Here is a 24,187-nt window from a genome sequence, read left to right as displayed (position 1 = left end):
CGGCGCGAGTACGCCGAGGGTTACCTGCTGCACCTGGACGCGTTGCGGTGGTTCGGCGCGCAGTACTGCGGCAGCCCGGAGGACGCCGTGGACCCGCGGCTGGCGCTGGACCGCAACGAGCTGAGCGGCCTCCCGCCGACCCTGGTGATCACCACGGAGTACGACACGCTCCGCGACGAGGGCGAGGCCTTCGCGGCCGCGTTGAGCGCCGCGGGCACCGAGGCCCGCGCGGTGCGGATGGACGGCCTGGCGCACGCCACCTACTGGGCGACGGCCGCCATCCCACGCGGAGCGGAGATCCACCAGGCGGTGGTCGAGCACCAGCGCGCGGTGCTCTGAAGGTGGCGCTTGGGCGGAGGTCCCGCCCTCGCGGGGCCTCCGCGCTTCGCTGGACCTTGGCACCCGGTACGGGTGCGAGTGCCGTGGAGGCTCGGATCACGAACCGCTCTCGGCGCGTTCGCGGTTGCGCTGCTGCCGCTCCTGTTCGCGCCGGCTGTAGGTCGCCCGGCGGACGCTCTCCTCGTCCTCGAGGCTCGAACCCATCGCCCCGGCGACGATTCCCACGGAGGCGGACAGCCACACCAGCTTGAGGTACGAGGCGGGGCCGGCCGGATGGCCGAGGACCTGCGCCATGTAGGTGCCTTCGACCAGCACGACCGCCGCCAGCAGGGCCAGCCCGAAGAGGATGGCGTACATGCACGCGACGCCGATCGTCAGAGTCAGCGCGGTCGAGGCGTTGTACAACAGGGCCTTCCGTCGTTCGAGGTGCCCCGACGGCGAGTCCCAGAGGTGGTTGTGCAGCATCAGCCAGCCCGACATGACCACGATCGCCAGGACCGTGATCCCCGCCAGGCGCAGCGCGGGCAGGGCTTCGGCGAGCCGCCAGAACGAGGTAGTGATGATGCCGTAGGCGGCGGTGGCCGCCGCGGCCGCGGTGGCTCCGGCGAGGTTGGGCACCAGCCGCCACGGCCGGTTGTCCCGGATCATCCCGGCGAGCAACCGCAGGCGACCGCGCACGCCGACCAGGGCCAGGTGCTGGTCGGCGGCGCCGCGGTCGCGGATGTGCCGCATCGGCGCCACGAGTTCCCGGAGCCGGTCGAGTGCCCGCCGCGGCGGATCTGCCGCCTTCGCCGAGCGAGGGGACATCAGGTGGTGGATCAGGTGGATGATCAGCCGGCACGCCCGGCCACGTAGACGCAGGGCGCCGAGCGCGGGCAGGGACACCATCGCCACGCCGTGAGCGACGTTGTAGTCCGAGGCGATCGGGACCGTGCCTGCACGCCGCGGGAGATCCGTGATCAGCACGAGGAGGTCCCACTCGTGCTCGGCCCGGTGCTCCTCCGCGAGGGCGAGCATCGGGATGTTGCCTTCCTCGTCGAGTGGCAACGAGCGCGCCTCGTGCTCGACGTGCCAGCTCGTCTCATCACCGAAGTCGTCGGCCAGACGGGCGGGCAGGCCCTCCGCGATTCGCCCGGCGAGCTGCCTGGGCAGTCCGTCATCGGTCAGGAGGCCTACCGAGACGGCGTCCGGCGTGCGCTGAGCAGTCATGCTGGGGCCTTCCCTCGATCTCTGGGCGTGAGATCGCCAGGGTTCCCGATGCGCCCTCAGGCAAACGGGCTGACAGGACGCCTGGCGCCGGCGAGAGATCCGGCGCCGCTGGACGAGTAAGTCCGTACTTGATCAGTGGTCGTAGGTGGCCGGATCGGGTGGTCGGTCAGCCCGTGGCGAGGTTGTGCTTGGCGGGGTGCGGTTGCAGCAGTTCAGCATCCGACAGCCGCGGTGGCCTGCCGGCGCGAGCGGACTTGCCGAGGTGGTCACCGATCTCCAGACACCACCCGTATTCAGGACTTACTCGTCTGGTCCTGACGTGAGCGCTTTTCCGTGTCGAACTCGCCGCGGGCCGCGCGCTCGCGTACGCGGCGCCAGAACTCGAGGGCGGCGTATTCCATGCCCAGCCCGAGTTCCAGGGTGATCATCCGGCCCGCGACCTCTTCGATGTGGCCGAAGCGGCGCTGCATCTCCTCGTACTCGGCGATCCTGCGCTCGTGCTGCTCGACCTGCTCCTTCGCGAGCCGCGCGACGTCGTCCGGTCCGGCCAGCTCGCTGAAGAAGAGCTTGATCTCCGCGACGTCGCGGAGTTCGAAGTGCTCGTTGACCGGCTCGGCCATCCAGTCGCGCAGCGCCTTGCGGCCGGCGTCGGTGATCGAGAACGTCTTGCGACGGCGCCCCGAGTCCTCCTCGTCGAGTTCCAGCAGGCCGGCCTCCTCGAGGCGCTTGGGCTCCGAGTACAGCTGCGCGTGCGGGAAGTTCCAGAAGTACCCGACCGACCGGCCGATCGCGCGCTTGAGGTCGTAGGACGTGGACGGACCGCGCAGCGCGATCATGCCGAGCACCACGTACGACGTCGTCGACAGCCGAACCGTTGACATGCTCCGAACCATATCGTAGGTTCACAACCGTCCGAAACAGATGGTCAGTCTCATATCGTTTGTTACGGACGGTTAGCTCTGCTCGGCACGATCACTGTCGCGATGGAGGGACGGTCATGGATCTGGGCACGGTTCTGCGCTGGACGGCCGAGCGTTATCCCGGGCGCCGCGCGGTGGGCGGCGCAAGCCCCATGACCTACGCCGAGTGGGACGCGCACACCGACCGCCTGGCACGGGCGCTGGCCGCGCTCGGCGTCCGGCCCGGCGGGCGCGTGGTGCTCTCGCTCGCCGGCGGCGAGCCGCTGGCCAGCCTGCACCTGGCCGCGCAGAAACTCGGTGCCGTCTCGGTGCCGCTGTCCTTCCGGTTCGCGCCGCCCGAATTCGCCTACTGCGTCGTCGACGCCGAGCCCGCACTGGTGATCACCGACGCCTCGACCGCCGCTCTCGCGGACGAGGCGCTGGCCGAACTGCCCCCGGTGCCCCGGATCGCCTCCGGCCCGCCGGACGAGGACACCGTCGAACGCCTCGCCCTGCGCCAGCCGGGCGGCTCCCCGGACGTCCGGGTGTCCGGCCAGGACCTCAGCGTCATGCTCTACACCTCGGGTACCACCGGAAAGCCGAAGGGCGTGCCGCGCACGCACTCCGCGGAGCACTACGCGGCCGTCGCGCACCTGATCCAGAGTGGACAGTCCCGCTTCGACGCGACGCTGGGCGTGATGCCCCTGTTCCACACCATGGGGTTGCGCACCCTGCTGGCCACCCTCATCGGCGCGGGAACCTGGGTGCCGCAGGTGAGGTTCGACGCGGACGAGGCGCTCGAGCTCATCACCGCCGAGGGGATCGGTTCCCTGTACCTGGTGCCGACGATCTACTGGTCGCTGGTGCGCACCGGCAGGCTGCCCGAGGCGCGGACCGTCCGCAGACTGGCCTACGCGGGCTCCTCGATGACCCCGGCGCTGGCCGAGCAACTCACCGGCGCGCTGGAACCGGAATCCTTCGTCAACCACTTCGGCAGCACCGAGATCTACACCTTCACCGTCGGCCCGGACGTGATCGCGAAGCCGGGCTCGGCGGGCCGCGCGGGCGTGTTCTCCCGGGTCCGGCTCGTGGACCCGGACCCCGCCACGACGCCGGACGCGGAGGTCGGGCCGGGGGAGCAGGGCCAGGTCGCCATCTCGATGTCCAGTCCCGAGGCGTTCGCCGGGTACTGGCGCCGTCCCGACGCCGACGCCAGATCCATCCGGGACGGCTGGTACTTCCCGGGCGACCTGGCGATCGCCGACGAGGACGGGGACCTCTGGGTGGCAGGCCGGGTCGACGACATGATCAACTCCGGCGGCGAGAACATCTACCCGGACGAGATCGAGGACGCGCTGATCCGCTGCGCGGCGGTGCGCGAACTGGTCGTGGTCGGCATGGCCGACGACAGGTGGGGCCAGGCCGCCACCGCGTTCTTCGTCCCGGGTGAGGGCATGACCCCCGGGCACGCGACGGAGGTGCTGGAGGCCTTCGCCCGCGAGCAGTCCGGACTGCCGTCGTTGAAGCGCCCCAAGCGGTTCGTCGCGGTGGCGACCATTCCCAAATCAGCGGTGGGCAAGGTTCTCCGCCGCGAACTGAGCTCCGGAAACTACCGCGCGTTGTCCGACAGCGCCGCAGAAGCAGGCAGGTGAGCCGAATGACCGCAGTCGCCGGCACGCCGGGCAGGAGGACGGCACGGGTGGAAGACCCCGCGCTGCTCACCGGCCGCGGCAGGTTCCTCGACGACATGGACCCGCTGCCGGGCACGCTGACCGCGGCGGTGGTGCGCAGCCCGCACCCGCACGCCCGGATCCGCCGGGTCGACCTCGAGCGCGCGCGACGGCATCCCGGGGTCGCCGCGGTGATCGGCCCCGAGGAGGTCACGGCGGCCCTGCGCCCGTTCCCGCTGGCGCTCAAGGCGCCCATGCCGTACTACCCGACGGCGACGGACAAGGTGCGGTTCGTGGGCGAGCCGGTCGCGGTCGTGGTCGCCGCCGACCGGTATCTCGCCGAGGACGCCGCGGAACTCGTCGAGGTCGACTACGAGCCGCTGCCGCCGGTGGTCGACGTGGAGAAGGCACTCCGGCCGGACGCGCCGCGGCTGCACGAGGACGCGGACGGCAACGTCGCGACCGACCGCACCTTCACCTTCGGCGACGTGGACCGCGCGTTCGCCGAGGCGGATCACGTGGTGAAAGGCAAGTACGACTTCCCGCGCTACTCCTCCACCCCGATGGAGTGCTACTCGGTCGTCGCCGACTGGCAGGACGAAGTGGACGGACCGGCCATCCAGGCCTGGGCGAACTTCCACGGACCGTTCTCGATGGTGGCGGTGCTGGCCGGCGCCTTCGGCCTGCCCGCGTCACGGATCCGGCTGATGATCCCCGCCGACAACGGCGGCAGTTTCGGCATCAAGGCCGGCATCTACCCCTACGTCGCGCTGATGGCGCTGGCGAGCAAGCACGCGGGCAGGCCGGTGCGCTGGACCGAGGACCGCATCGAGCACATGCTGGCCAGCTCCGCCGGATCAGACCGGGCCATGTGGTTCGAGGCCGCCGTCTCGGCCGACGGCACGGTGCGGGCGCTGCGTGCCGACCTGGTGGACAACGTGGGCGCCTACCTGCGCCCGCCGGAACCCAGCACGCTGTACCGCTGCTTCGGCAACATCACCGGCGCCTACAAGATCGACGCCGTCCAGATCCGGTCGCGTGCCGTCGTCACGAACAAGACGCCCACCGGGCTCAACCGCGGTTTCGGCGGGCAGCAGCTGTACTTCGGCCTGGAACGGCTGATGGACAAGGTCGCCTGGACCTGCGGCCTGGACCCGGTCGAGCTGCGCAGGCGGAACTTCGTGCGGCACGAGGACTTCCCGTACGCGACGCCGAGCGGCGGCATCTACGATTCCGGCGACTACCACCGCGCGCTGGACATGGTCGTGAAGAACGCGGACTACCAGGCCCTGCGCGAGAAGCAGCGGGCCGCGCGGGCGCGGGGCGAGTACCTCGGTCTCGGCGTGGCCACCATCGTCGACCCGTCCGCGACCAACATCGGCTACGTCGGCCTGGCCACCCCGGCCGAGCAGCGGGCGTCCGGGCGCGGCAAGTCCGGTTCCACCGAACACGTCCGGATCAGCGTGGACCCCAGCGGGCTGGTCTCGGTGCTGCTGGGGACCGTGCCGCAGGGCCAGGGCCACGCCACCGTCGCGCAGCAGGTGGTCGCCGACCAGCTCGGGCTCCCGCTGGACCAGGTGCGCCCGATCGTCGAGATGGACACCGCCACCACGCCGTGGACGATCAGCTCCGGCAGCTACTCCTCACGCTTCGCGCCGCTGCTGACCAGCGCGCTCGTGGAGGCCGCGGAGAAGCTGGCGGAGACCGTCAAGATCGCCGGTGCCACCCTGCTCGGTGTCACCGCCGAGGAGGTGGAACTCGCCGACGGCCAGGTCCGGCTGCGCGCCGAACCGGCCAGGGCGGTCCCGTTCAAGCACGCGGCCGGGCTGGTGCACTGGGACCCCGGCGCGCTGCCGGCGGGCACCTCCGCGCGGCTGTACGAGGAGGCCGCGTTCACCCCTCCGCAGTCGAAGGCGGCGAGCCGCACCGACCAGATCAACTCCAGCCTGTGCTACGGCTTCGTGGCCGAACTGGCCGTCGTCCGGATCGACCCGGAAACCCGGGAGATCAAGCTCGAGCGGGTGGTCACGGTGCACGACGCCGGCACCATCCTCAACCCGCCCCTGCTCGAGGGCCAGGTGCACGGCGCGCTCGCGCAGGCACTGGGCGGCGCGCTGTTCGAGGAGATGCGCTACACCGAGGCCGGGCAGCCCACCGCGACCTTCATGGACTACCTGTGCCCGACCAGCGCCGAGACCACCTTCGAGCTCGACAGCGACCACCTGGAAACGCCGTCCCCGCTGACCAGGCTCGGCGCGAAGGGCTGTGGTGAAGGCAGCTGCATGAGCCTGCCGGTCGCGATCGCCAACGCCGTCGCGGACGCGCTCGCCCCGGCCGGCGTGGACATCACGAGCCTGCCCCTGCACGGAAACGTGCTCCACGAGCTGCTGAACGGCAGCGCACCGGAAAACGGAAGGAACCACTGACCATGGCACTCACCGGAGGCGAGATCAGGTTCGACCGCGGTCACGACGGCCGGGTCGCCTACCTGACCCTCGATCACGGCAAGTACAACATCATGACCTGGGAGACCCGCCAGGTGATGGCCGACCGGTTCACCGAGATCGACGCCGACGACGACATCAAGGTCGTGGTGATCCAGGCCGCGGGGGAGCACTTCTCCTCCGGCGGCGACATCGCCGGGTTCATGGAGGTCGACCCGATCGACTTCACCGACCTGGGGCACAACGTCACCGCCCCGGCGCGCAGCCCGAAGCCGGTGATCACCGCGATCGACGGCTACTGCTTCGGCGTCGGGCTCGAACTCGCGCTGTCCACCGACATCCGGGTGGCGACCGAGCGCGCCGAGTTCGCGCTGCCGGAAATGCGCCTGGGCATGATTCCCGGCTCCGGCGGCACGCAGCGCCTCGCCCGGCTGATCGGCCTCTCCCGGGCGAAGTACCACGTGATGACCGCGTCGCGGATCAACGCGCGGCAGGCCGGGGACTGGGGCCTGGTGGCGAACGTGGTCGAGGACCGCGCCGCGCTGGACGCCGAGGTGGAACGGATCGTGGGCGTGCTGCTCGGGTTCTCCCCGCTGGCCGCCCGCACCGCCAAGGAGGTGCTCGACAAGGGCGTGGACGCGCCGCTGTACTCCGGCATCGAACTGGAGCGCAAGGCGTACTCGATGCTGCGCTCCAGCAACGACTTCGCCGAGGGTGTGGCCGCGTTCACCGAGAAGCGGGCGCCGAAGTTCCAGGGCCGGTGAGCTGAGCCGTGAAAGCCGCACCATTCGCCTACGTCCGGCCGTCGAGTCTGTCCGACGCGATCGCCGAACTCGCGAGCGCGGGCGGCGGCGGCAAGGTCATCGCGGGTGGGCAGTCGCTGGTGCCTGTTCTGGCGATGCGGCTCGCCCGCCCCGAAACCCTGGTGGACATCAACGCCGTCGCGGAGCTCGACCGGCTCCGCACCGCGGACGGGCACCTGGAGATCGGCGCCACGGTACGCCAGCGCCGGGTCGAGCGGGACCCGGTGAGCGGCGCGGTTCCCTTGCTGGGCATGGCGCTGCCGTGGGTCGGGCACCGGGAACTGCGCAGCCGCGGCACCGTGTGCGGGAGCCTCGCGCACGCCGACCCGGCCGCCGAGCTGCCTGCCGTGGCGTGCTGCCTGAACGCCGAACTGACCGTGACCGGCACCGGCGGTGCCCGCCGGGTGCGTGCCAGGGAGTTCTTCTCCGGCGCGATGACGACCGCGCTCGGGCCCGAGGACGTCCTGACCGCGGTGCGCTTCCCCGTCGCCGGCGAGGGTGAGGGTTTCGGGTTCGCCGAGATCGCGCGCAGGCACGGTGACTTCGCACTCGCCGGGGTCGTCGCCCGGGTTCGCGTGCGCGGCACGGAGACCGACGCGGAACTGACCGGCTTCGGCGTGTCCGACCGGCCGGTCACCCGCTCGGCCGCCGGTGAGCTCGCCGCCGCACTGCGCGAAAGCGGCGGTGACGTGAGCCGCCTGCCGGGCGCACTGTCCGATCCGCTCACCGCCGTGGCGGAGGAGCTGGTCGACACCGAAGGTGACGCCCACGCGTCACGCGACTACCGCCGCCGCCTGTTCCGCACGCTGGCGAGCCGGGAACTGAGCAAGGCATACGAGCGCGCTCGCCGGAGCGCCGGTGAGGTGGACTCGTGACCGAAGTGTCGGCACAGCACGGAAAACCCCGGGCCGTCAAGGCCGCGGCCGACGATCTCGTCGAAGTCAGGATGACCGTGAACGGCACACCCGCCGTGCTCAGCCTGCCCGCGCGGGTCACGCTCGCCGACGCGCTGCGCGACCACCTCGGGCTCACCGGCACGCACGTGGGCTGCGAACACGGCGTGTGCGGAATGTGCACGGTGCTCGTGGACGGGGAGGCGGCGCGGGCCTGCCTGCTGTTCGCGGTCCAGCTCGACGGGGCCGACATCGTCACCGTGGAGGGCCTCGGCAGACCGGACGACCTGCACCCGCTGCAGGAGGCCTTCGGCCGCAACCACGCGCTGCAGTGCGGTTTCTGCACACCGGGCTTCCTGATGAGCTCCTACGACCTGCTCCGCAACCGGCCCGGGGTGACCGAGGAGGAACTGCCGGCGGAGCTGTCCGGGGTCATCTGCCGCTGCACCGGGTACCGCAACATCCTCACCGCGGTCAGGGAAACCAGGCAGGCACACCCGGACGGCATCCCCGCGCCGGGCAACTGCGCGCACCGCGCGCTCGTCGGCCGGGCCACCGGCCAGGCGGGCGGCAGCACCGACGGCCGTGAGGCCGCCGAGGAAACCGGGACCACCCGCCGGATCGACATCGTGCTCCCGGACGGCGATCCGACGATCGCGGTCGACATCGGGACCGAGATCGGCGTTCCCGTGGACGCGGTGTGGCGCGTGTTCGACGACGTGTCCCTGCTCGCCCGCTGCCTGCCCGGCGCGGAGCTCACCGAAGACCTCGGCGAGGACCACTACGCCGGCCGCGCGCGCGTGTCGGTGGGCCCGGTCAAGCTCGCGTTCAAGGGCGTCGCGCACGTCGTCGAGCACGACCGTGCCGGTCAGCGCCTGCGCGTGCTCGCGCAGGGGCAGGACACCGGTGGCGCGCAGACCCAGGCCGACATCGTGCTGCGCACCGAGGCCACGGCCACCGGCACCATGATGCGGGCCGAGGCAGGGGTGTACCTCACCGGGCGCATCGCGCAGTTCGGCCGCGCGCTGGCCGGTGACGTGAGCCGGCGCATGTTCGAGCAGTTCGCGGACGCCCTGCGCGAAGCCGCGACCTCCGGGCAGGCTCCCGGCGGCCCGGTCGAACCGCCGAGCGCGCTGAAGCTCCTGTTCGCCCCGCTGTTCGACCGGATCCGGACAGCCCTGCGCCGCTCGCACCGGAGGTCCGGCTGACCCGTGTCCGCGCCCAGCGCGGGTGCCCGCCCAGGTCCCTGTTCCGTCACCCGTGAGGGGAAACCGTGAAACCCGATATCGCACCACGGTCGAAGTCGCCTCGTGCCGCGGTATTCGCTTCCGTCGCCGGCTGGTCCTTCGACCTGTTCGACCTGTTCCTGCTGCTCTACGTGGCCGGACCGATCAGCAAGAACATCTTCCCGAGCACCAGCCCCACCCTCGGGATCGCCGCGGTGTTCGGTTCGTTCGCGGTCACCGTCGTGATGCGCCCGGCCGGCGCGGCGATCTTCGGCGAGCTGGCCGACCGCAAGGGGCGCAAGGCGACCATGGTGCTCGTGATGGCCGGCGTCGGCCTCACCACGGCCGCGATGGGCCTGGTGCCGCCCCACGCGACGGTCGGGGTGCTCGCCCCGATCCTGTTCCTGGCACTGCGGATCGCGCAGGGACTGTTCGTCGGCGGTGTCACCGCCACCACGCACACACTCGGCACGGAGAGCATCGGTCCCCGCCGGCGTGGGCTGATGAGCGGGCTGATCGGGGCCGGGGGAGCCGGCCTCGGTTCCGCGCTGGCCAGCCTGGCCTACATCGTGGTGACGGCGCTCTTCCCCGGCCCGGCGTTCGACCAGTGGGGCTGGCGGGTGCTGTTCTTCTGCGGGCTGCTCAGCGCGCTGCTGAGCCTGTTCGTGCTGCGCAAGGTCGACGAATCGCCGGAGTTCCGGGGCAGGCGGCAGGCGCCGGTGCCGTTCCGGGAGCTGCTCCGGGGGCGCGGTAAGAAGATCCTCGCGCTGAACATCGCGGTGGCCGCCGGCGGTGGCGCGCAGTACTACCTGACCTCCGGGTACCTGCCCACCCTGCTCAGCGAAGTGGTCGGGCTCCCGGCCGCCCAGCGCGGCACGGTCCTGCTGGTCAGCAGTGTCGTGGTGGTCGGGGCCGCGATCGGCGCGGGCGAGCTGAGCGAACGCCTCGGCCGCCGCCGGACCATGCTCGGGTTCGGCCTCTGCAACCTCGTCGCGCTGCCGGTGCTCACCTGGGGCATCGCCTCCGCGGGAGGCGGTCGCGGGACGGTCGTGGCGCTGCTGTGCGTGGTCATGGTGATGCTGTCCAACGCCGCGTACTCGCCGCTGATGATCTTCCTCAACGAGCGGTACCCGACCGGACTGCGGGCCAGGGGCACGGCGGTGAGCTGGAACCTGGGCTTCATGCTCGGCGGGCTGATGCCGACCCTGGTGAGCCTCCTCAGCCCGGAACTGGCGGACGTCCCCTCGCGGCTCGCGATGTTCCTGGTGGGCGCGGCCGTGGTGTTCGTCCTCGCGGTCCTCGCCAGCCCGGAAACCCGGGGCGCCCTCGACCGCGAGCGCGATGCGCGGACAACCGTCGCCGACGACGTCACGCCCGCCTGAAGGCTGACCGGCCCCGCCCTGTGTGGGGCGGGGCCGGCCACAGCTCACTTCAGCATGAAGCCGGCGTCGATCTGCTGGGTGGTGCCGGTGATCCACTTGCCGGCGTCGGACACCAGGAACAAGACGACATCGGACACGTCGCGCACCGGCATCGCGTCGACCGGCATCAGGTTGTAGCGCATCGCGTCGCCGAGTTCCTTGTGCTCGTCGAGCCACTTGGGGAAGAACTCGTTGTTGGACATGGGGGAGTCGACCCCGGTGGGGTGGATGGTGTTGACGCGGATCGACTCCGGCGCCAGCTCGCGCGCGAGAGTCCGCATGAGACCGACGATGCCGTGTTTCGCGGCCGCGTAGTGCGTGCAGCCCGCGACCCCCTTGAGCCCGGCGATCGACGACGTGAAGACGAGGGAACCACCGCGGCCGCCGGCCCGGATGTGCGGGATCACCGCCCTGGCGGCCTTGAACACGCCGGTGAGGTTGATGTCGATCATGTCGTCCCAGGCCTCGTCGGTCAGCTCCCACGTGTTCTCCGACAGGCTGAGGATGCCCGCGTTGGCGAGCAGGATGTCGATGCGCCCGAATTCGCCCATCGCGGTGTCCGCGAGCCGGGTCATGTCCGCGGTGCTGCGCACGTCGGCTTCTACTGCGATGCAACGACGTCCGGTCTTCTCGACCGCGGCGACCGTCTCCTCGAGGTCTCCCGGGCGCCCAGTCGGGAACGGCACGGAGCCGACCTGCTCGGTGATGTCGCACACGACGATGTCCGCGCCCTCCTCGGCGAGCCGCACCGCGTGCGAGCGTCCCTGGCCGCGGCCGCCTCCGGTGATGACGGCGACCTTCCCGTCGAGCTGTCCCATTGTGCTTGCTCCTTTCAGTGGTTGTGCAGTGCGGCGCGGAGGAAGGCGAGGCCGTCGGCGGCCAGCGCGTCCATCGACGGGGCGACCGGGCGCCACAGCGACACCGCCCGCGCGATCTCGGCGACCGTGGGCAGGAACGATTCGACCACGATCTGCCCGGTGTAGCCGAGGTCGTCGAGTGCGGCGAACACCTCCGGCCACGGGATGTGCCCGCTGCCGGGGGTGCCGCGGTCGTTCTCCGAGACCTGGAAGTGGAAGAGCCGGTCGCCTGCCGAGCGGATCGCGGCCCCGATGTCCTTCTCTTCGATGTTCTGGTGGAAGGTGTCGAGCAGGAGGCCGACGTTGTCGCGACCGGTGGCGGCGCACAGTTCCAGGCCCTGTTCGACGGTGTTGACGAGATCTGTTTCGAACCGGTTCAACGGTTCCAGCGCCAGCCGCACGCCGTGCTCGCCCGCGTGGTCCGCGGCGGCGCGGAGGCTCTCGGCCGCCCGCTCGCGTTGCCGTGCGCGCTCGTCCGGCGGCAGCAGCCGGGCCTGCCCGGTGGGCGCGTACATCGGCCCCGCCACGTGGGGTGAGCCGACCGCCGCCGCGAGTTCGACGCAGCGGCGCAGGTAGTCCAGGCCCACGGCGCGGTCACCTGGGTCCCCCGCGGACAGGTCCCGGCCGGGACCGAAGGCGCCGCAGATTCCGACGCCGAGGCCGTGTTCCGCGGCCGCGTCGCGCAGCGCCCGCGCCGACAGCAGCCGCGGGTCCTCGACGCAGACCTCGATCACGTCGTAGCCGAGCCCGGCCACCTTGGCGAAGGCCGCCGGGCAGTCGGCGTCGGAGAACGGCGAGGCGAGGGTGAACGTGCTCAGTCCGAGGGGATTTCGCATCGTCACACCAGGCCCAGCTCGGTCTCGAGCTTCTTGGTGTGGGCGATGGCGGCCTCCGTGTAGGGGTCGAGGAACTCCGGCGCGCCCGCGCCGGACAGCACACCCCAGACGTCACCGGCCGCGGGCAGCAGCTCGTAGGAGATCCACCCGGTGTAGCCGATGTCGGCGATGGCCTGGACGATCGGCCGGAAGTCGGTGTGCCCGTAGCCCGGCGCGGCGCGGTTGCTGTCGGCCAGGTGCACGTGGACCAGACGATGGCCGCACCGCCGGATCGCCGCGGCGATGTCGCGCTCCTCCAGTGACATGTGGAAGGTGTCGGCCATGCAGCCCAGCGCGGGGCTCCCGGCTTCGTCGACGAAGGCGATCGCCTGGTCCATCCGGTTGATCAGGTACGTCTCGTAGCGGTTCCACGGCTCGACCGCGATCCGCACGCCGTGGTCGTCCGCGTAGGCGGCGATCGCGCGGGCGGTCTCGATCGCCCACGCCCACTCGCGTTCCCGGTCCGTCCCCGGGGTGATCTTCATGCAGGCCGTCGGGGTGAAGGTGACGACGTCCGCGCCGAGCGCCGCCGCGTAGTCGACGTTGCCCCGCAGGTAATCCAGCGCGTTGCGGCGGATCGCGGAGTCGGTGCTGACCACGTCGCGTTCCGGGGTGAAGACGCTGATAACCGACGACGCGCGCACGCCGTGCTTCGCCAGCTCGCGGCGGACCTCCCCGGGGTCGTGCCGCGCCGGTTCGCCGACGAGTTCGACGCCGTCGTAACCGTACTTCGCGATCCGCGCGATGCCCTCCGAGAGCGGCTCCCGCCCGTAGACGAGCGTGTTGTAGGTGTAGCGGAACATCGGTGTCGCCTCAATCCGTCGTCTCGAAGTCGTGGGTGTAGTCGTCGACGTTGTCCTTGGTGAACGTGATCGGATCGCCCAGCACGATCTCGCCGTTGGCCCCGACCGTGCGGCGGCCGAGGTGACCGGCGGCGAACGACTCGCCGGGCCGGCCGCTGATCTCGCCGGAGATGTAGGCCGCCGCCGCGTAGTAGGCGAGGTAGCCGAGCTCTCGCGGGCTCCACAGGACGTACGCCGGCACCTGACCGTTGTGGAGCAGCTGCGCGTCGGCGCTGGGGTTGCCGAGGCCGGTGACCACGATCCGGTTCGCCGCGCCCAGGTCGGCGGCGGCCTTGACGCTCGCTTCGAGCGCGATCGGCGTGGGCGCCATGATTCCCCGCAGGTCTGGGTACGCCCGGATCAGCGCGACGGCCGCGTCGTAGCTCTTCTTGGCGTCGTCGTCGCCGTAGGACGTCTTGACCAGGGTCATGCCCTTGTTCTCCGGCCGGGCCAGTTCCGCGTGCATCGCCGCGATCCACTTGTTGGTGACCTCGGCGGTGGCCTGCGAGGAGACGATGCCGAACTGACCGGTCCGCTGCATCGCGTTGGCGAGGATGTCGAACTGCGCTCGCCCGATGGCGTCGGTGGCGGCCATGTTGACGAAGATCCCGCGGGAGCCGGGGGCGACGTCACCGTCCCACGCCATGATCTTCGCGCCGTGCTCGCGCGCCGCGTTCAGCGCGGGCGCGACGGCGGCCGAGTCCACAGCGGACAGTCCGATCAGGCACGAGCCGCGCTGCCGTCCGCTCTGGATGCGCTGGATCTGCCCGGTGACGTCACCGGCGGCGGGGCCGACGAACGACAGGTCGCCGCCCAGCTCCCGTCGCGCGTCCGCCATCCCGGTGTGCACGGCGGCGAAGTACGGGTTGTCGGTCGACTTCGGGATCATCGTCAGGTTGCAGTCACGGATGGACTTCGGCCCGGCCGGGCCGGTGGTCGCGGCCGGGGCACAGGCTCCCAGCAGCGTCAGCACCAGCGCGGCGGTGAGTGCGGTGCGGCGGGCGGTCATGAACGGGCTCCTGTCTGGCGGCCACGGGCGGCGCGGATGCGCGCCGCGAGGGCGGGAACGACGACGGCGCCGACCATGAGCAGTCCGGTGACCATGTACTGCACCGCGGTTTCGGCATCGTCGAGGGTCATCCAGCTGGTGAGGATCGTGACGAGGACGAGTGCGAGCACCACGCCCGCGAACGAGCCGCGTCCGCCGTACATGCTCACCCCGCCGATCAGCACGATGCCGATCACCACCAGCTCCAGGCCGGTGCCGTTGGTCGCGCGCACCGTGCTGATGTAGCCGCTGTAGGCGATGCCCGCGACCCCGGCGACCGTGCCGGAGAAGAGGAACAGGCCGCGTTTGATCCGGCGGACCGCCAGCCCGGAGAAGCGGGCGACCTCCGCGCTGCTGCCGATCGCGAAGACCTTGCGGCCGATCGCGCCGCGGTGCAGCAGGACGGCCGCCACCACGGCCAGCACCAGGAACAGGAGGAACCCGTAGGGCACGAGACTTCCGGGCACGGAGTCCTGCGCGAACGACGTGAGCGCGGGCGGCAGGTCGCTGATGCCCTCGTTGCCCAGCAGGATGTACGCGCCGCCCCGGTAGAGGCCGAGCGTGCCGATCGTGACGATGAGCGAGGGCAATCCGATGTCGACCACGAGCAGCCCGTTGACCAGGCCCGCGAGTGTGCCGGCGAGGATGCCGGTGATGATCGCAAGCCAGGGCGGCAGTCCGGCGCGCAGCGTCAGGCCGAAGATCGCCGCCGACAGGCCGAAGATCGACGCCACGGACAGGTCGATCTCCCCGGCGACCATGAGCCACGCCATCGGGACCACCATCAGGCACAGGCCGAGCGCGCCGATCGCGGTGATGGCGAAGTTGTCCGCGGTGGCGAAGTACGGGTTGGTCACCGACGCCAGCACGAAGGCAAGGACGACCAGCGCGGCGAGCATCAGCTCCCACGGACCCAGCCAGGCGGGCAGGCGGCGGTTGCGGACCGGGGCGGTGGAGTCGGTCATGCTGCCCTCCTTCGGGCGGTGAGGCGGCGGCGCAGGACCAGGTCGAGGGTGATCGCGACGATGATCACCAAGCCCTGGATCGCCTGCAGCCAGAACGGTGAGACGTCGAGCAGCGCCAGCCCGATGCCGATCACGGTGAGCACGGCCGCGCCGAGGACGACGCCGGGGATCGAGCCGGCGCCGCCGGTGATGCTGACCCCGCCGATCACGACAGCGGCGAGGACGACGAGCTCGTACCCGTTGGCGGCCGAGGAATCCACGGTGCCGTACCGGGCGCCCCACAGCACGCCCGCGAGCCCGCACAGCAGGCCGGTCACGGCGTACGCGCCGAACACGAGCTTCCCGGACTTGATGCCCATCCGCTGCGCGGAGGCCGGCGCGCTGCCGGTCGCGAGCAGCGCCCGGCCGGTCAGCGTGTGCCGGACCACCAGGTGCGCGGCCACGACGACGACCGCCGCGTAGACGAACATGCCCGGGATCCCGGCGACCGACCACGACGCGAGCGCGGTGTAGGACGACGGCATGTTCTGGGCGGTGATCTGCTGGCTGCCCGCCAGTGCCGAGGTGGCGCCGCGGAAGACGTAGAGCGTGCCGAGCGTGACCATGATCGAGGGCACCTTGAGCGTGGCGACGAGCGCCCCGTTGAGCGCGCCGAGCACGAGCCCGAGCAGCATGGCGACCCCGATCGGCACGACGACGGGAAGCCCGGGGTACGCGGCGATGATGGACGCGGCGGCGTAGGCGGTCAGGCCGACGGTGGAACCGACGGACACGTCGATGTTGCGGGTGAACAGCACCAGCGCCTGCCCGGCCGCGACGATCACGACGATCGCCATGTCCGCCAGCACCTGGCGCAGGGTGTCGAAGCCGGCGAAGCGCGGCACGAGCACGGAGAACACGACCAGCAGACCGAGCAGGACCCCGGCGAGGCTCAATTCGCGCTGCGCGAACAGCGACCAGCGGCGCCGCGCGGCGGGCGCGGGCAGCAACTCAGGCGAGCTCATGGGCCACCTGCCCCGTCATCGCACCCAGCACCTGCTCGGCGTCGAACGGGCGCCGGGCGAACTCCGGGCCCTGCCGCCCGCGGTAGAAGGTGATCACCCGGTCGGACACCGCTAGCAGCTCCTCGAGCTCGTTGCTGATCAGGATGATGGCCAGCCCGCGGGCGGCTTGTTCGGACACGAGCTGGTGCACCTCGGCCTTCGCGCCGACGTCGATGCCTTTCGTCGGGTCGTCGAGGATCAGGATCTCGGGGTCCGTGGCGAGCCACTTCCCGATGACGACCTTCTGCTGGTTACCGCCCGACAGTGCCGCCACCTGCTGGTCGGGTCCGCTGGTGCGGATCCGCAACCGGTCGATGGCGTCCGCCGCCAGTTCGGCTTCGCGTCGTGCGGACAACAGCCCGAAGCGGCGCATCCCGTCGAGGGCGGCGAGCGGCAGGTTGAACCGGATCGAATGGTCCAGGGCGACGCCTTCGGCGTGCCGGTCCTCGGGGACATAGGCGATGCGCCGCGCCATCGCGTCCCGTGGCGAACGGATCACCACCGGCGTGCCGTCGACGAGGATGTCGCCCGAGTCGGCCGGTTCGAGCCCGAACAACCCGCGGGCGATCTCGGTACGCCCGGCGCCGACGAGCCCCGCGAGCCCCAGGATCTCGCCGCGCCGGACCTGGAACGACACGTCGTGGTAGGCGTCCCGGCGGGTCAGGCCGCGCACCTCCAGCTTCACCTCGCCCAGCTCGACCTCGGCCTTGGGGAACACGTTCTCCACGGCCCGGCCGACCATGTGCCGGACCGCGCTGTCCGGGGTGAATTCGCTCGCCGGTCCGCTGATCACGGTGGCGCCGTCGCGCGAGACCGTCACCCGGTCGGCCAGCTCGAACACCTCGTTGAGCCGGTGGCCGACGAACAGCACGGCCACCCCGTCGGCCTTCAGCCGCCGGACGATGTCCATCAGCCGGTCGACCTCCCGGGCGGACAGCGCGGCGGTGGGCTCGTCGAGGACGAGCAGCCGGGTCTCCCCGAGCAGTGCCTTGGCGATTTCCAGCAACTGCTGGTCGGCGCTGGACAGCTGGTTCACGGGAGTGCGCGGGTCGAGGTTCGCGCCGAGCCGGCCGAGCGCCGCACGGGCGTCGCGCTCGACCGCGGGCCAGTCGAGCAGCCGAGTGCCGCGCCGGGGCGGGGACTGCGTGAACATGATGTTCTCGGCCACGGTCAGGTCCGGGAACACCACGGGGTGCTGGTGCACCACCGAGATGCCCAGCGCCCGTGCCGCACGGGGGTGGGGGATGGTCACTTCGGTCCCGCCGAGCGCGATGGTGCCCGCGTCCGGCCGGTGCACCCCGGCGAGGATGTTGACGAGGGTGCTCTTGCCGGCGCCGTTCTCGCCGAGCAGCGCGTGCACTTCGCCCGGGTACAACTCGATGGTCATGTCGCGCAGGGCGGTCACCCCGCCGAAGCGCTTCGCGATCCCGGTGAGGGTGATGAACGGTGCAGTCATCGGGGCTCCCCGAACGTCGTGCCACGAGCGGCGGCCGCGAGCCGTTCCGCCGTCATGACCGTGGGCAGCATGGTGTTCGCGGCCGGCGTCACCGGGATCACGGAGGCGTCCGCGACCCGCAGGCTCTGGCAGCCGTGCACGAGACCGGCTTCGTCCACCACGCCGTCGTGTTCGGGCGGGGCCATCCGGCAGGTACCGGTGAAGTGGTAGCCGGAGGCCGCCATGTCCCTGATCGCCGCGTCGAGCGCCGCGTCGTCGGCGATCGTCGCCTCGTCGATCCCCATCGGCTCGTGCAGCAGGCCGGACAGCGGGTCGCTGGTGATCACCTGCCAGCCGAGCCGGACGATCTCCCGCATGGCGTCGCGGTCCACCTGCTCGCCGAGGTAGTTCGGCCGCACGCGCGGGAGTTCGGCCGGGTCGAGCGACCTGGCACTCACCGTGCCGGTCGCGCGCGGTTTGTTGAGCACACAGCCGATTCCGGCGACGTGGCTCACGTCCGGCCTGCTCTTGCCTGCCAGACCGCGGGCGCCGTCCCCGGTGGTGGCGACGTTGAGGTAGGCGAACATCGTCAGCTGCGCGTCGAGCGACCCCGGCTGGACGGTGGTCGAGGTGCGGAGGGCGGTCTGCAGGCTGAAGTCCTCCGGCGACCACGCGCCCTCCCGCGGGGGAGCGACGAGCGGGACGGAGAAGTGGTCGCCGAGGTGGTGCCCGGCGGGAAGCTCGGCGACCGTGGGCACGCCGAGGCGCGCCAGCACGACCCGCGGACCGATGCCGGATCGCTGGAGCAGCGCGGGACTCTGGATCGCGCCCGCGCACAGGATCACCTCGCCCGCGCCGACGCGGGTTCCGTCGGCCAGTTCGACGCCGGTCGCCCGGGTGCCGTCGAACGTGACGCGCCGGACCAGGACCTCGCCCCGCACCGTGAGGTTGGGTCTGGTGCGGGCGGGTGCGAGGTGGGTCAGCGCGGTGGACATCCGCAGCGCGCCGCGCCGGTTCATCGGCACCGGGCCGACCCCTTCGGCGTCCGGGGCGTTGAAGTCGCCGGCGTCGGGAACGCCGAGCTTGCGGCAGGTCTGGACGAACGCCGCCTGCAGCGGGCCGTATTCGTCCTCACGGGCGCGGACGAGCGGGAACGGACCGGAACGGCCGTGGATGTCGTCGCCGGGCGCCGCGTCGTCCTCCAGCGCCCGGTACGCGGCGAGGACGTGTGGCCAGTCCCAGTGCGGGTTGCCCAGCGCGGCCCACTCACGGTAGTCCGCGGTGGCGCCGCGCAGTGAGATCATGCCGTTGATCGCCGAGCCGCCACCGACGAGACGGCCCTGCGGCACGGAGATCGGGACGTCGCTGTGCCCTTCGGCGGTCAGCGCCCAGTCGTGGCGCGGGTCGGCTTCGGGCGCGTGCCCCCGCATGGGCACGTACCGGCCGTCGCGTACCGGGTCCGGGATCGCTTCCTCGGTGGGGTAGTCGGGACCGGCCTCCAGCAACAGCACTGTCCGGTCCGGATCCTCGCTCAGCCGGGCCGCGACGACGCAGCCCGCTGTTCCACCTCCGACGACTACCACGTTGTAGTGCTCGGTCAAGAGTTCTCCTCAGCTGATGAGTAGGGGACGGAGCGTGCGGTGGGCGACCTCCAGGCCTTTGCGGACCTTGTCGTCGGTGCCGCCCCACACGGGGTCTTCGTGTTCGACGGACAGCACGCCGTCGAAGCCGCCTTCGTAGAGCGCATCGACCACGGCCCGCCAGTCCACCTCGCCGAGGCCGGGCACGCGGTAGCGCCACCAGCCCACGTCGAAGGGATCGGTGCGGCCGATGGCCTTGCCGGGCCAGCCGTAGCGGTGCCGGCGCTCGGGGAACAGCTGGATGTCCTTGGCCTGCGCGTGCGGGATCTTCTCGACGTAGGGCCGCAGCGCGGCGACGGGATCGATGCCCATCCAGACGAGGTGACTCGGGTCGTAGTTGAGGTAGAGGCCGAGGGAGAACATCCACTCCCACAGCTCCGGCGAGTAGGCCAGGTTGCCCGGATAGCCGTCGGGGTGCCAGCCCTCCATCACGCAGTTCTCGACGACGAGCTTGACGCCCAGCTCACCCGCGCGGTCCACGAGCGGGGCGAACACCCGCTCGGCGTCCTCCAGGTTCTCCGACACCGTCCGGCCGGGATGGCGGCCGACGAACGTGCCGACCGTCGGGCAGCCCAGCCTGGCGGCGGCCTCGACGCACGCCAGCACGTGTTCGTTGATCGCTGTCCGCTCGTCCGGGTCCGGATGCAGGTTGTTGTCGTAGAACGCCAGCGACGACAACGTGAGCCCGTGCCCGTCGAACAGCGCCCGGGTCTCGTCTGCCCCGCGCTCGCCCAGGTTCGCGACGTCGAGGTGCGTGGCGGTGAACGGGCGGTCGCCGAGGTCGGGCCACGCGGCCACCTCGAGCGCCTCGTAGCCGTGCGCCGCGGCCCATTCCGCGATCTCGGCCAGCGGCCGCGTGGGCAGGCAGGCGGTGAGAAAGCCGAGCTTCATGACGCGGGAACCTCCACCCAGGTCGAGGACGTGCCGGACGCGACGACCGCGTCGGTGAGGGCGGCCGCCCGGACGCCGTCGGCGAAGGTGGGCAGGCCGTCCGGGACGTCTCCGCGCAGCGCCCGGTAGGTGTCGGAGACGAAGGCGTTGAAGCAGTCCTGGTAGCCCTGCGGGTGGCCGGGTGGCAGGGTGGAATACCTCGCCGCCGCCGGTGACATCGTGGCGGAGCCGCGGTCGAGCACGGTGTTCGCACCAAGGCCACCGATGTGCAGCTGCTCCGGGTGTTCCTGGTCGAAGGCGTACGACGCGCTGGTGCCGTCGAGCGAGAAGCGCAGTGAGTTGCGCCGTCCGATCGCGGTCTGGCTCACCACGACGGCGCCGGCCGCCCCGGCCATGGTCTCGAACTGGACGGTCGTGGTCGTCCCCCCGCCGGTGGTCCGTGCGCACAGACGGGCGATCCGGTGACCGGTCACGAACTCCACGAGGTCGCACCAGTGCACCCCGATGTCGGCGAACGCGCGGTGGGCCCCGCCCTCGGCCGGATGCCCGCGCCAGCCCGCGCTCGCGCCGCCGGCCTGCCAGTCCTGCAGGTAGGCGCCGTGCAACAGGCTCAGCTCGCCCGCCTCCCCGGCCGTGATGCGGGCACGGGCCTCGCGCACCGCCGGATAGAACCGATAGACGAACGGCACGGTCGCGATCCCGTCGCCTGCCTCGGCAGCGAGTGCCGCGGCGTCCGCCAGGGAGGTCGCCAGTGGTTTTTCGCAGACGACCGCCTTGCCCGCGGCGAGCGCGCGGCGGGCAAGCGGCACGTGCAGCGAGTTCGGGGTGCAGATGTGCACGACGTCGACGTCATCGGACTCGATGAGCTCTTCGGCGCCCGCCGCCGGTGCGAGGGCGCCGAGACGCGCCGCAGCCGCCGCCGAACTGTCCGGACTGGACGCCGCCACCTTCGTCACCGTTCCGCCGCCCACGCGCACCGCCTGGGCGTGCACCGCACCGATGAACCCCGCGCCGATGATCCCGGCGCGCACCTGATCCGCCATCACTTCTTCCCCGCCGGCGCGTCGGGCCTGCCGGTCCGTTCGTCGAGAAAGGACTTGCTGAGCCGCGCGGCTTCCGCCGGATCGCCGTCGTAGTGGTCGAGTTCCACGAGCAGCCACCCGTCGTATCCGATTTCCCGCAGCGCGGCGAACACGTCGTCGAAGTCGACATCACCTTGCCCCAGCGGCAGGAACCGGCCGTCGCGCATGTCCTTCAGGTGCACGTGGCGGACGCGGTCCCGGTGCGCGCGGATGAGCCCGGCCGGGTCTCCGCCACCCGCCTTCAGGTGCGCGGTGTCGGGGCAGAAGCCGATGCGGGAGCGATCGAACAACCGGTGCACCTCGTCCGGGCTTTCGACGATCGTGGTGAGGTGCGGGTGGTAGCAGGCCGACAACCCGTGGTCCTCGGCGAGGCCGGCGACGGTGTCGAGTGCCTCGCCGAGGCGGTCGTAGTCGCTGTCCGGGGTGCCGACGGCCCGGCGCGCGCCGCCGCCCACGACGAGGTGCTCGGCGCCGAACTCCGCGGCGAGCTCCGCCGCCCGGCGTACCCGGTGCAGCTCGTCGGGCAGGAGTTCGGAGTAGACGAAGTTCGCTCCCGTGTAGACGCTCACGAGCTCCAGGCCGGTCTCCGCGAGCAGGTCCCGCAGGCGCCCGGGTTCGGCGGCGAAGTCGGCGAGGTTGCCGTCGAACAGTTCCACGCCCTGGTAACCCGCGGCGGCGATGTCCCGCAGCGCGCGGGGCATGGAGCCCGGAACGCGGTAGACGAGGTCCTTGACGCTCGTGACCCCCGTGGGGTCACCCGTCACGCCGCCCCAGGTGATCGTGTGGTAACCGAGCCGCATCGCGTCCTCCCGAGACCGCTGTCGATGATGGTGTGCACGTTTTCGTTCGCTGTGTCCAAAAGGCCGGATGACCAGGACCGGACCGCGGCTACCCGGCGACTCCGGCGCGCCGCAGGGTGGCGAGCGGGATCGCGTGGTCCAGGGGCCCGTCCGGGTGCGGCGACCGGATTCGTCCCAGGTGGATGGTGCGGTCAGGGGCTTGCCGGTGTGGCGGGCGAACATCTTCCGCTCGGCCGAGCGGGACGGTCACCCGCGTCAGCGCGGCGTCCAGATCACCCTCCACAGTGGCGTGCCGCATGCGCAGCCGGTCCCGCCGTTCGTCGGCGGGTGAGCTGGTGGAGCGGCACGTGCACCTCCTGGACGTCGATGTCACCGCAAGGCTTTTCAGCTTGCGAGGAGCAAAGTAATGTCTACTGCAAACAGAAGTCAACCCCGAGTGCGCGGAAGAAGGACGAGTGCCAGGACCAGCTGCGAGTCGTGGCCGGGGACGTGGGGACGGTCACACTGGGGAGTACCGCAACGTGATCACGCAGAGGATCGCGTGACGCGGGCGGTCTTCGACCTCGGCGAGATCGAGGACACCACCTACCGGATGTGGAAGCGCAACGGGTCGAGACCGGCCGGGGCGGCATCAGGCCGGCAGGGTCGCCTTGGCGAGTTCCCGGCGCCCGAACGGTCAGGTTCAGGGTTCCGGCCGGTTGGTCGAGCACGCGCTCGGCGGCGTGGGTGGCGCACCACCGGCCCGCGGGTGATCATGGAGTGGCCGGACAGCGCGACGGTCATGCCGGGTGGGCCGGTGCGCACCGCCCGGCGGCGGGATCTCAGTCCCGGCGGACGGCGTCCGCCGCGAGGTCGTCGCCCGAACCGATGCCCCGTCGAACGCGAGCCGCACGTAGCCGTCCCAGTCGAGGGTGCGTTCGATGAGCCGGACCTCGCCGCCGCCGTCACGGTTCCGGCCGGCGGGGAAGTCGCGCGTGGCGAGGTGGCGCAGGCAGTCGTGCAGTCGGTCGATCACCATGACGGCGGTGGTCGGATCGGTGAACGGCTGCGCCAGACCCCGCTCGGCGATGTCGACCAGCTTGCGGAAGCCGTACGCCGGGTCGTCGCCGTGGGTCCGCTCCGCGGCCAGGACGACGAGCCCCGCGACGCGGGTGTGGTCGAGACGGTCCGGGTCGCCGTTCACACGGAACAGCGGGGCGTCCGCCGGGACGAAGTCCCCCATCAGCGGGACCATCTCCAGCGCGCAGCCGGCCTCCGACGCCGCCGCGACCAGCGCGGGGTGGTCCAGGTCGACCACGAGCCCGGGTTCCGGCGAGGCCACGACTCCGGGCCGCGCCGGCGGTGGCGCCATGGCGGGGTACTTGCGGTTCAGCTGCTCACGCAGGTGGTCCCCGACCAGGTCGATCAGGCCCGCGGCGCGCAGCGCGTTGCCCGAGTGGTGGATGTATAGGAACAACGCGGCGATGCTGGAGAGCATCAGCGCGTAGGCCACCAGCACGGTCAGGCCGGGCACGGCGCTCCCGTCCACGGCGTTGACCTCGCGCAGCGCCAGGATCGCGAAGGTGAACGTCGAGGCGGACAGCCCGTAGGCCAGCTGGCTGCTGCGGTCCTGCAGCAGCGCCCGCACGATGCGCGGCGAGAACTGGCCCATCGCGAGCTGGACGGCCACCGTCGTCACCGTGAGCACGAGCGTGGTCAGGGTGACCATCGCGGAGGCGATGGTGCTGAGGATGTTGGACACGGCGTCCGGTGACCCCGTGATCGACACGGAACCAGCCGGTCGCCGAACCGCCGGTCGATCGCCA

General features: G+C 71.5%; 21 protein-coding genes. 7 read left to right on the top strand and 14 right to left on the bottom strand.

The window, feature by feature from the left end; translation table 11 throughout:
- A partial coding sequence (locus tag ABZ215_RS14845; protein WP_354949906.1) for an alpha/beta hydrolase fold domain-containing protein occupies positions 1 to 339 on the top strand: 339 nt, incomplete at its 5' end.
- A gap of 96 nt (positions 340 to 435) precedes the next feature.
- Here the strand turns inward: ABZ215_RS14845 and ABZ215_RS14840 are convergent.
- Complete coding sequence (locus tag ABZ215_RS14840) at positions 436 to 1,548, bottom strand: hypothetical protein (protein ID WP_354949905.1); 1,113 nt, start codon at positions 1,546 to 1,548, stop codon at positions 436 to 438.
- Positions 1,549 to 1,841: 293 nt separating this feature from the next.
- Positions 1,842 to 2,429: a PadR family transcriptional regulator gene (locus ABZ215_RS14835; RefSeq protein ID WP_354949904.1), complete on the bottom strand. Its 588-nt coding sequence runs from the start codon at positions 2,427 to 2,429 to the stop codon at positions 1,842 to 1,844.
- A gap of 116 nt (positions 2,430 to 2,545) precedes the next feature.
- Here ABZ215_RS14835 and ABZ215_RS14830 point away from each other — a divergent pair, with 116 nt between their 5' ends.
- The 6 genes from ABZ215_RS14830 (at position 2,546) to ABZ215_RS14805 (ending at position 10,865) form a co-directional block, all read left to right on the top strand.
- A complete protein-coding gene (locus ABZ215_RS14830) occupies positions 2,546 to 4,099 on the top strand; it encodes an AMP-binding protein (protein ID WP_354949903.1) in 1,554 nt (517 codons plus the stop codon).
- Between the two features lie 5 nt (positions 4,100 to 4,104).
- Positions 4,105 to 6,543 (top strand): xanthine dehydrogenase family protein molybdopterin-binding subunit, encoded by a 2,439-nt coding sequence (locus ABZ215_RS14825; protein WP_354949902.1) that lies wholly within the window; start codon positions 4,105 to 4,107, stop codon positions 6,541 to 6,543.
- A 2-nt stretch (positions 6,544 to 6,545) separates the two neighbouring features.
- A complete protein-coding gene (locus ABZ215_RS14820) occupies positions 6,546 to 7,325 on the top strand; it encodes an enoyl-CoA hydratase/isomerase family protein (protein ID WP_354949901.1) in 780 nt (259 codons plus the stop codon).
- Between the two features lie 8 nt (positions 7,326 to 7,333).
- On the top strand, positions 7,334 to 8,239 hold the full coding sequence (locus ABZ215_RS14815; protein ID WP_354949900.1) for an FAD binding domain-containing protein: 906 nt from the start codon (positions 7,334 to 7,336) through the stop codon (positions 8,237 to 8,239).
- Entirely contained in the window at positions 8,236 to 9,465 is a 1,230-nt protein-coding gene (locus tag ABZ215_RS14810; RefSeq protein WP_354949899.1) for a 2Fe-2S iron-sulfur cluster-binding protein, read from the top strand. The genes ABZ215_RS14815 and ABZ215_RS14810 overlap by 4 nt, the downstream gene beginning before the upstream one ends.
- A 65-nt stretch (positions 9,466 to 9,530) precedes the next feature.
- Entirely contained in the window at positions 9,531 to 10,865 is a 1,335-nt protein-coding gene (locus ABZ215_RS14805; RefSeq protein WP_354949898.1) for an MFS transporter, read from the top strand.
- Between the two features lie 44 nt (positions 10,866 to 10,909).
- Here ABZ215_RS14805 and ABZ215_RS14800 read toward each other — a convergent pair whose 3' ends face one another.
- The 12 genes from ABZ215_RS14800 to ABZ215_RS14745 all read right to left on the bottom strand — a co-directional run bounded on the left by ABZ215_RS14800 (position 10,910) and on the right by ABZ215_RS14745 (position 24,150).
- Entirely contained in the window at positions 10,910 to 11,722 is an 813-nt protein-coding gene (locus ABZ215_RS14800) for a mycofactocin-coupled SDR family oxidoreductase (RefSeq protein WP_354949897.1), read from the bottom strand.
- Between the two features lie 14 nt (positions 11,723 to 11,736).
- Positions 11,737 to 12,597 (bottom strand): sugar phosphate isomerase/epimerase, encoded by an 861-nt coding sequence (locus ABZ215_RS14795; protein ID WP_354949896.1) that lies wholly within the window; start codon positions 12,595 to 12,597, stop codon positions 11,737 to 11,739.
- 2 nt (positions 12,598 to 12,599) lie between these two features.
- Positions 12,600 to 13,439, bottom strand: coding sequence for a sugar phosphate isomerase/epimerase family protein (locus ABZ215_RS14790; RefSeq protein WP_354949895.1), 840 nt, complete (start codon positions 13,437 to 13,439; stop codon positions 12,600 to 12,602).
- A gap of 10 nt (positions 13,440 to 13,449) precedes the next feature.
- Complete coding sequence (locus tag ABZ215_RS14785; RefSeq protein ID WP_354949894.1) at positions 13,450 to 14,487, bottom strand: substrate-binding domain-containing protein; 1,038 nt, start codon at positions 14,485 to 14,487, stop codon at positions 13,450 to 13,452.
- Positions 14,484 to 15,491 carry an ABC transporter permease gene (locus tag ABZ215_RS14780; RefSeq protein ID WP_354949893.1) on the bottom strand — a complete coding sequence of 336 codons (1,008 nt, stop codon included), beginning with the start codon at positions 15,489 to 15,491 and terminating at the stop codon, positions 14,484 to 14,486. The genes ABZ215_RS14785 and ABZ215_RS14780 overlap by 4 nt, the downstream gene beginning before the upstream one ends.
- On the bottom strand, positions 15,488 to 16,495 hold the full coding sequence (locus ABZ215_RS14775) for an ABC transporter permease (protein ID WP_354949892.1): 1,008 nt from the start codon (positions 16,493 to 16,495) through the stop codon (positions 15,488 to 15,490). The genes ABZ215_RS14780 and ABZ215_RS14775 overlap by 4 nt, the downstream gene beginning before the upstream one ends.
- A complete protein-coding gene (locus tag ABZ215_RS14770) occupies positions 16,482 to 17,990 on the bottom strand; it encodes a sugar ABC transporter ATP-binding protein (protein ID WP_354949891.1) in 1,509 nt (502 codons plus the stop codon). The genes ABZ215_RS14775 and ABZ215_RS14770 overlap by 14 nt, the downstream gene beginning before the upstream one ends.
- Positions 17,987 to 19,570, bottom strand: coding sequence for a GMC family oxidoreductase N-terminal domain-containing protein (locus ABZ215_RS14765; RefSeq protein ID WP_354949890.1), 1,584 nt, complete (start codon positions 19,568 to 19,570; stop codon positions 17,987 to 17,989). Before ABZ215_RS14765 ends, ABZ215_RS14770 begins: the two co-directional genes overlap by 4 nt.
- A gap of 9 nt (positions 19,571 to 19,579) precedes the next feature.
- Complete coding sequence (locus ABZ215_RS14760) at positions 19,580 to 20,500, bottom strand: sugar phosphate isomerase/epimerase (RefSeq protein ID WP_354949889.1); 921 nt, start codon at positions 20,498 to 20,500, stop codon at positions 19,580 to 19,582.
- The gene (locus tag ABZ215_RS14755) at positions 20,497 to 21,543 is read right to left on the bottom strand and encodes a Gfo/Idh/MocA family oxidoreductase (RefSeq protein WP_354949888.1); all 1,047 of its coding nucleotides are present in this window, start codon (positions 21,541 to 21,543) and stop codon (positions 20,497 to 20,499) included. The genes ABZ215_RS14760 and ABZ215_RS14755 overlap by 4 nt, the downstream gene beginning before the upstream one ends.
- Positions 21,543 to 22,382 (bottom strand): sugar phosphate isomerase/epimerase family protein, encoded by an 840-nt coding sequence (locus ABZ215_RS14750; RefSeq protein ID WP_354949887.1) that lies wholly within the window; start codon positions 22,380 to 22,382, stop codon positions 21,543 to 21,545. The genes ABZ215_RS14755 and ABZ215_RS14750 overlap by 1 nt, the downstream gene beginning before the upstream one ends.
- A 682-nt stretch (positions 22,383 to 23,064) precedes the next feature.
- Positions 23,065 to 24,150, bottom strand: a complete 1,086-nt coding sequence (locus tag ABZ215_RS14745) for a DUF2254 domain-containing protein (RefSeq protein ID WP_354949886.1) — start codon at positions 24,148 to 24,150, stop codon at positions 23,065 to 23,067.
- Positions 24,151 to 24,187: the final 37 nt, after the last annotated feature.

Origin of the sequence: Amycolatopsis sp. NPDC006131 (assembly GCF_040614175.1) — a bacterium.
GTDB lineage: Bacteria > Actinomycetota > Actinomycetes > Mycobacteriales > Pseudonocardiaceae > Amycolatopsis_E > Amycolatopsis_E tucumanensis.
The sequence above is the reverse complement of the archived record's forward strand: the minus strand, read 5'-3'. Positions and strand labels throughout refer to the sequence as shown.

Bases quoted from the DNA above. Each gene is read 5' to 3' on its own strand.
- ABZ215_RS14760 (WP_354949889.1), bottom strand. From the start codon at position 20,500: ATGAAGCTCGGCTTTCTCACCGCCTGCCTGCCCACGCGGCCGCTGGCC.
- ABZ215_RS14795 (WP_354949896.1), bottom strand. From the start codon at position 12,597: ATGCGAAATCCCCTCGGACTGAGCACGTTCACCCTCGCCTCGCCGTTC.
- ABZ215_RS14780 (WP_354949893.1), bottom strand. From the start codon at position 15,491: ATGACCGACTCCACCGCCCCGGTCCGCAACCGCCGCCTGCCCGCCTGG.
- ABZ215_RS14785 (WP_354949894.1), bottom strand. From the start codon at position 14,487: ATGACCGCCCGCCGCACCGCACTCACCGCCGCGCTGGTGCTGACGCTG.
- ABZ215_RS14775 (WP_354949892.1), bottom strand. From the start codon at position 16,495: ATGAGCTCGCCTGAGTTGCTGCCCGCGCCCGCCGCGCGGCGCCGCTGG.
- ABZ215_RS14800 (WP_354949897.1), bottom strand. From the start codon at position 11,722: ATGGGACAGCTCGACGGGAAGGTCGCCGTCATCACCGGAGGCGGCCGC.
- ABZ215_RS14830 (WP_354949903.1), top strand. From the start codon at position 2,546: ATGGATCTGGGCACGGTTCTGCGCTGGACGGCCGAGCGTTATCCCGGG.
- ABZ215_RS14755 (WP_354949888.1), bottom strand. From the start codon at position 21,543: ATGGCGGATCAGGTGCGCGCCGGGATCATCGGCGCGGGGTTCATCGGT.
- ABZ215_RS14840 (WP_354949905.1), bottom strand. From the start codon at position 1,548: ATGACTGCTCAGCGCACGCCGGACGCCGTCTCGGTAGGCCTCCTGACC.
- ABZ215_RS14835 (WP_354949904.1), bottom strand. From the start codon at position 2,429: ATGTCAACGGTTCGGCTGTCGACGACGTCGTACGTGGTGCTCGGCATG.
- ABZ215_RS14770 (WP_354949891.1), bottom strand. From the start codon at position 17,990: ATGACTGCACCGTTCATCACCCTCACCGGGATCGCGAAGCGCTTCGGC.
- ABZ215_RS14750 (WP_354949887.1), bottom strand. From the start codon at position 22,382: ATGCGGCTCGGTTACCACACGATCACCTGGGGCGGCGTGACGGGTGAC.
- ABZ215_RS14820 (WP_354949901.1), top strand. From the start codon at position 6,546: ATGGCACTCACCGGAGGCGAGATCAGGTTCGACCGCGGTCACGACGGC.
- ABZ215_RS14790 (WP_354949895.1), bottom strand. From the start codon at position 13,439: ATGTTCCGCTACACCTACAACACGCTCGTCTACGGGCGGGAGCCGCTC.
- ABZ215_RS14825 (WP_354949902.1), top strand. From the start codon at position 4,105: ATGACCGCAGTCGCCGGCACGCCGGGCAGGAGGACGGCACGGGTGGAA.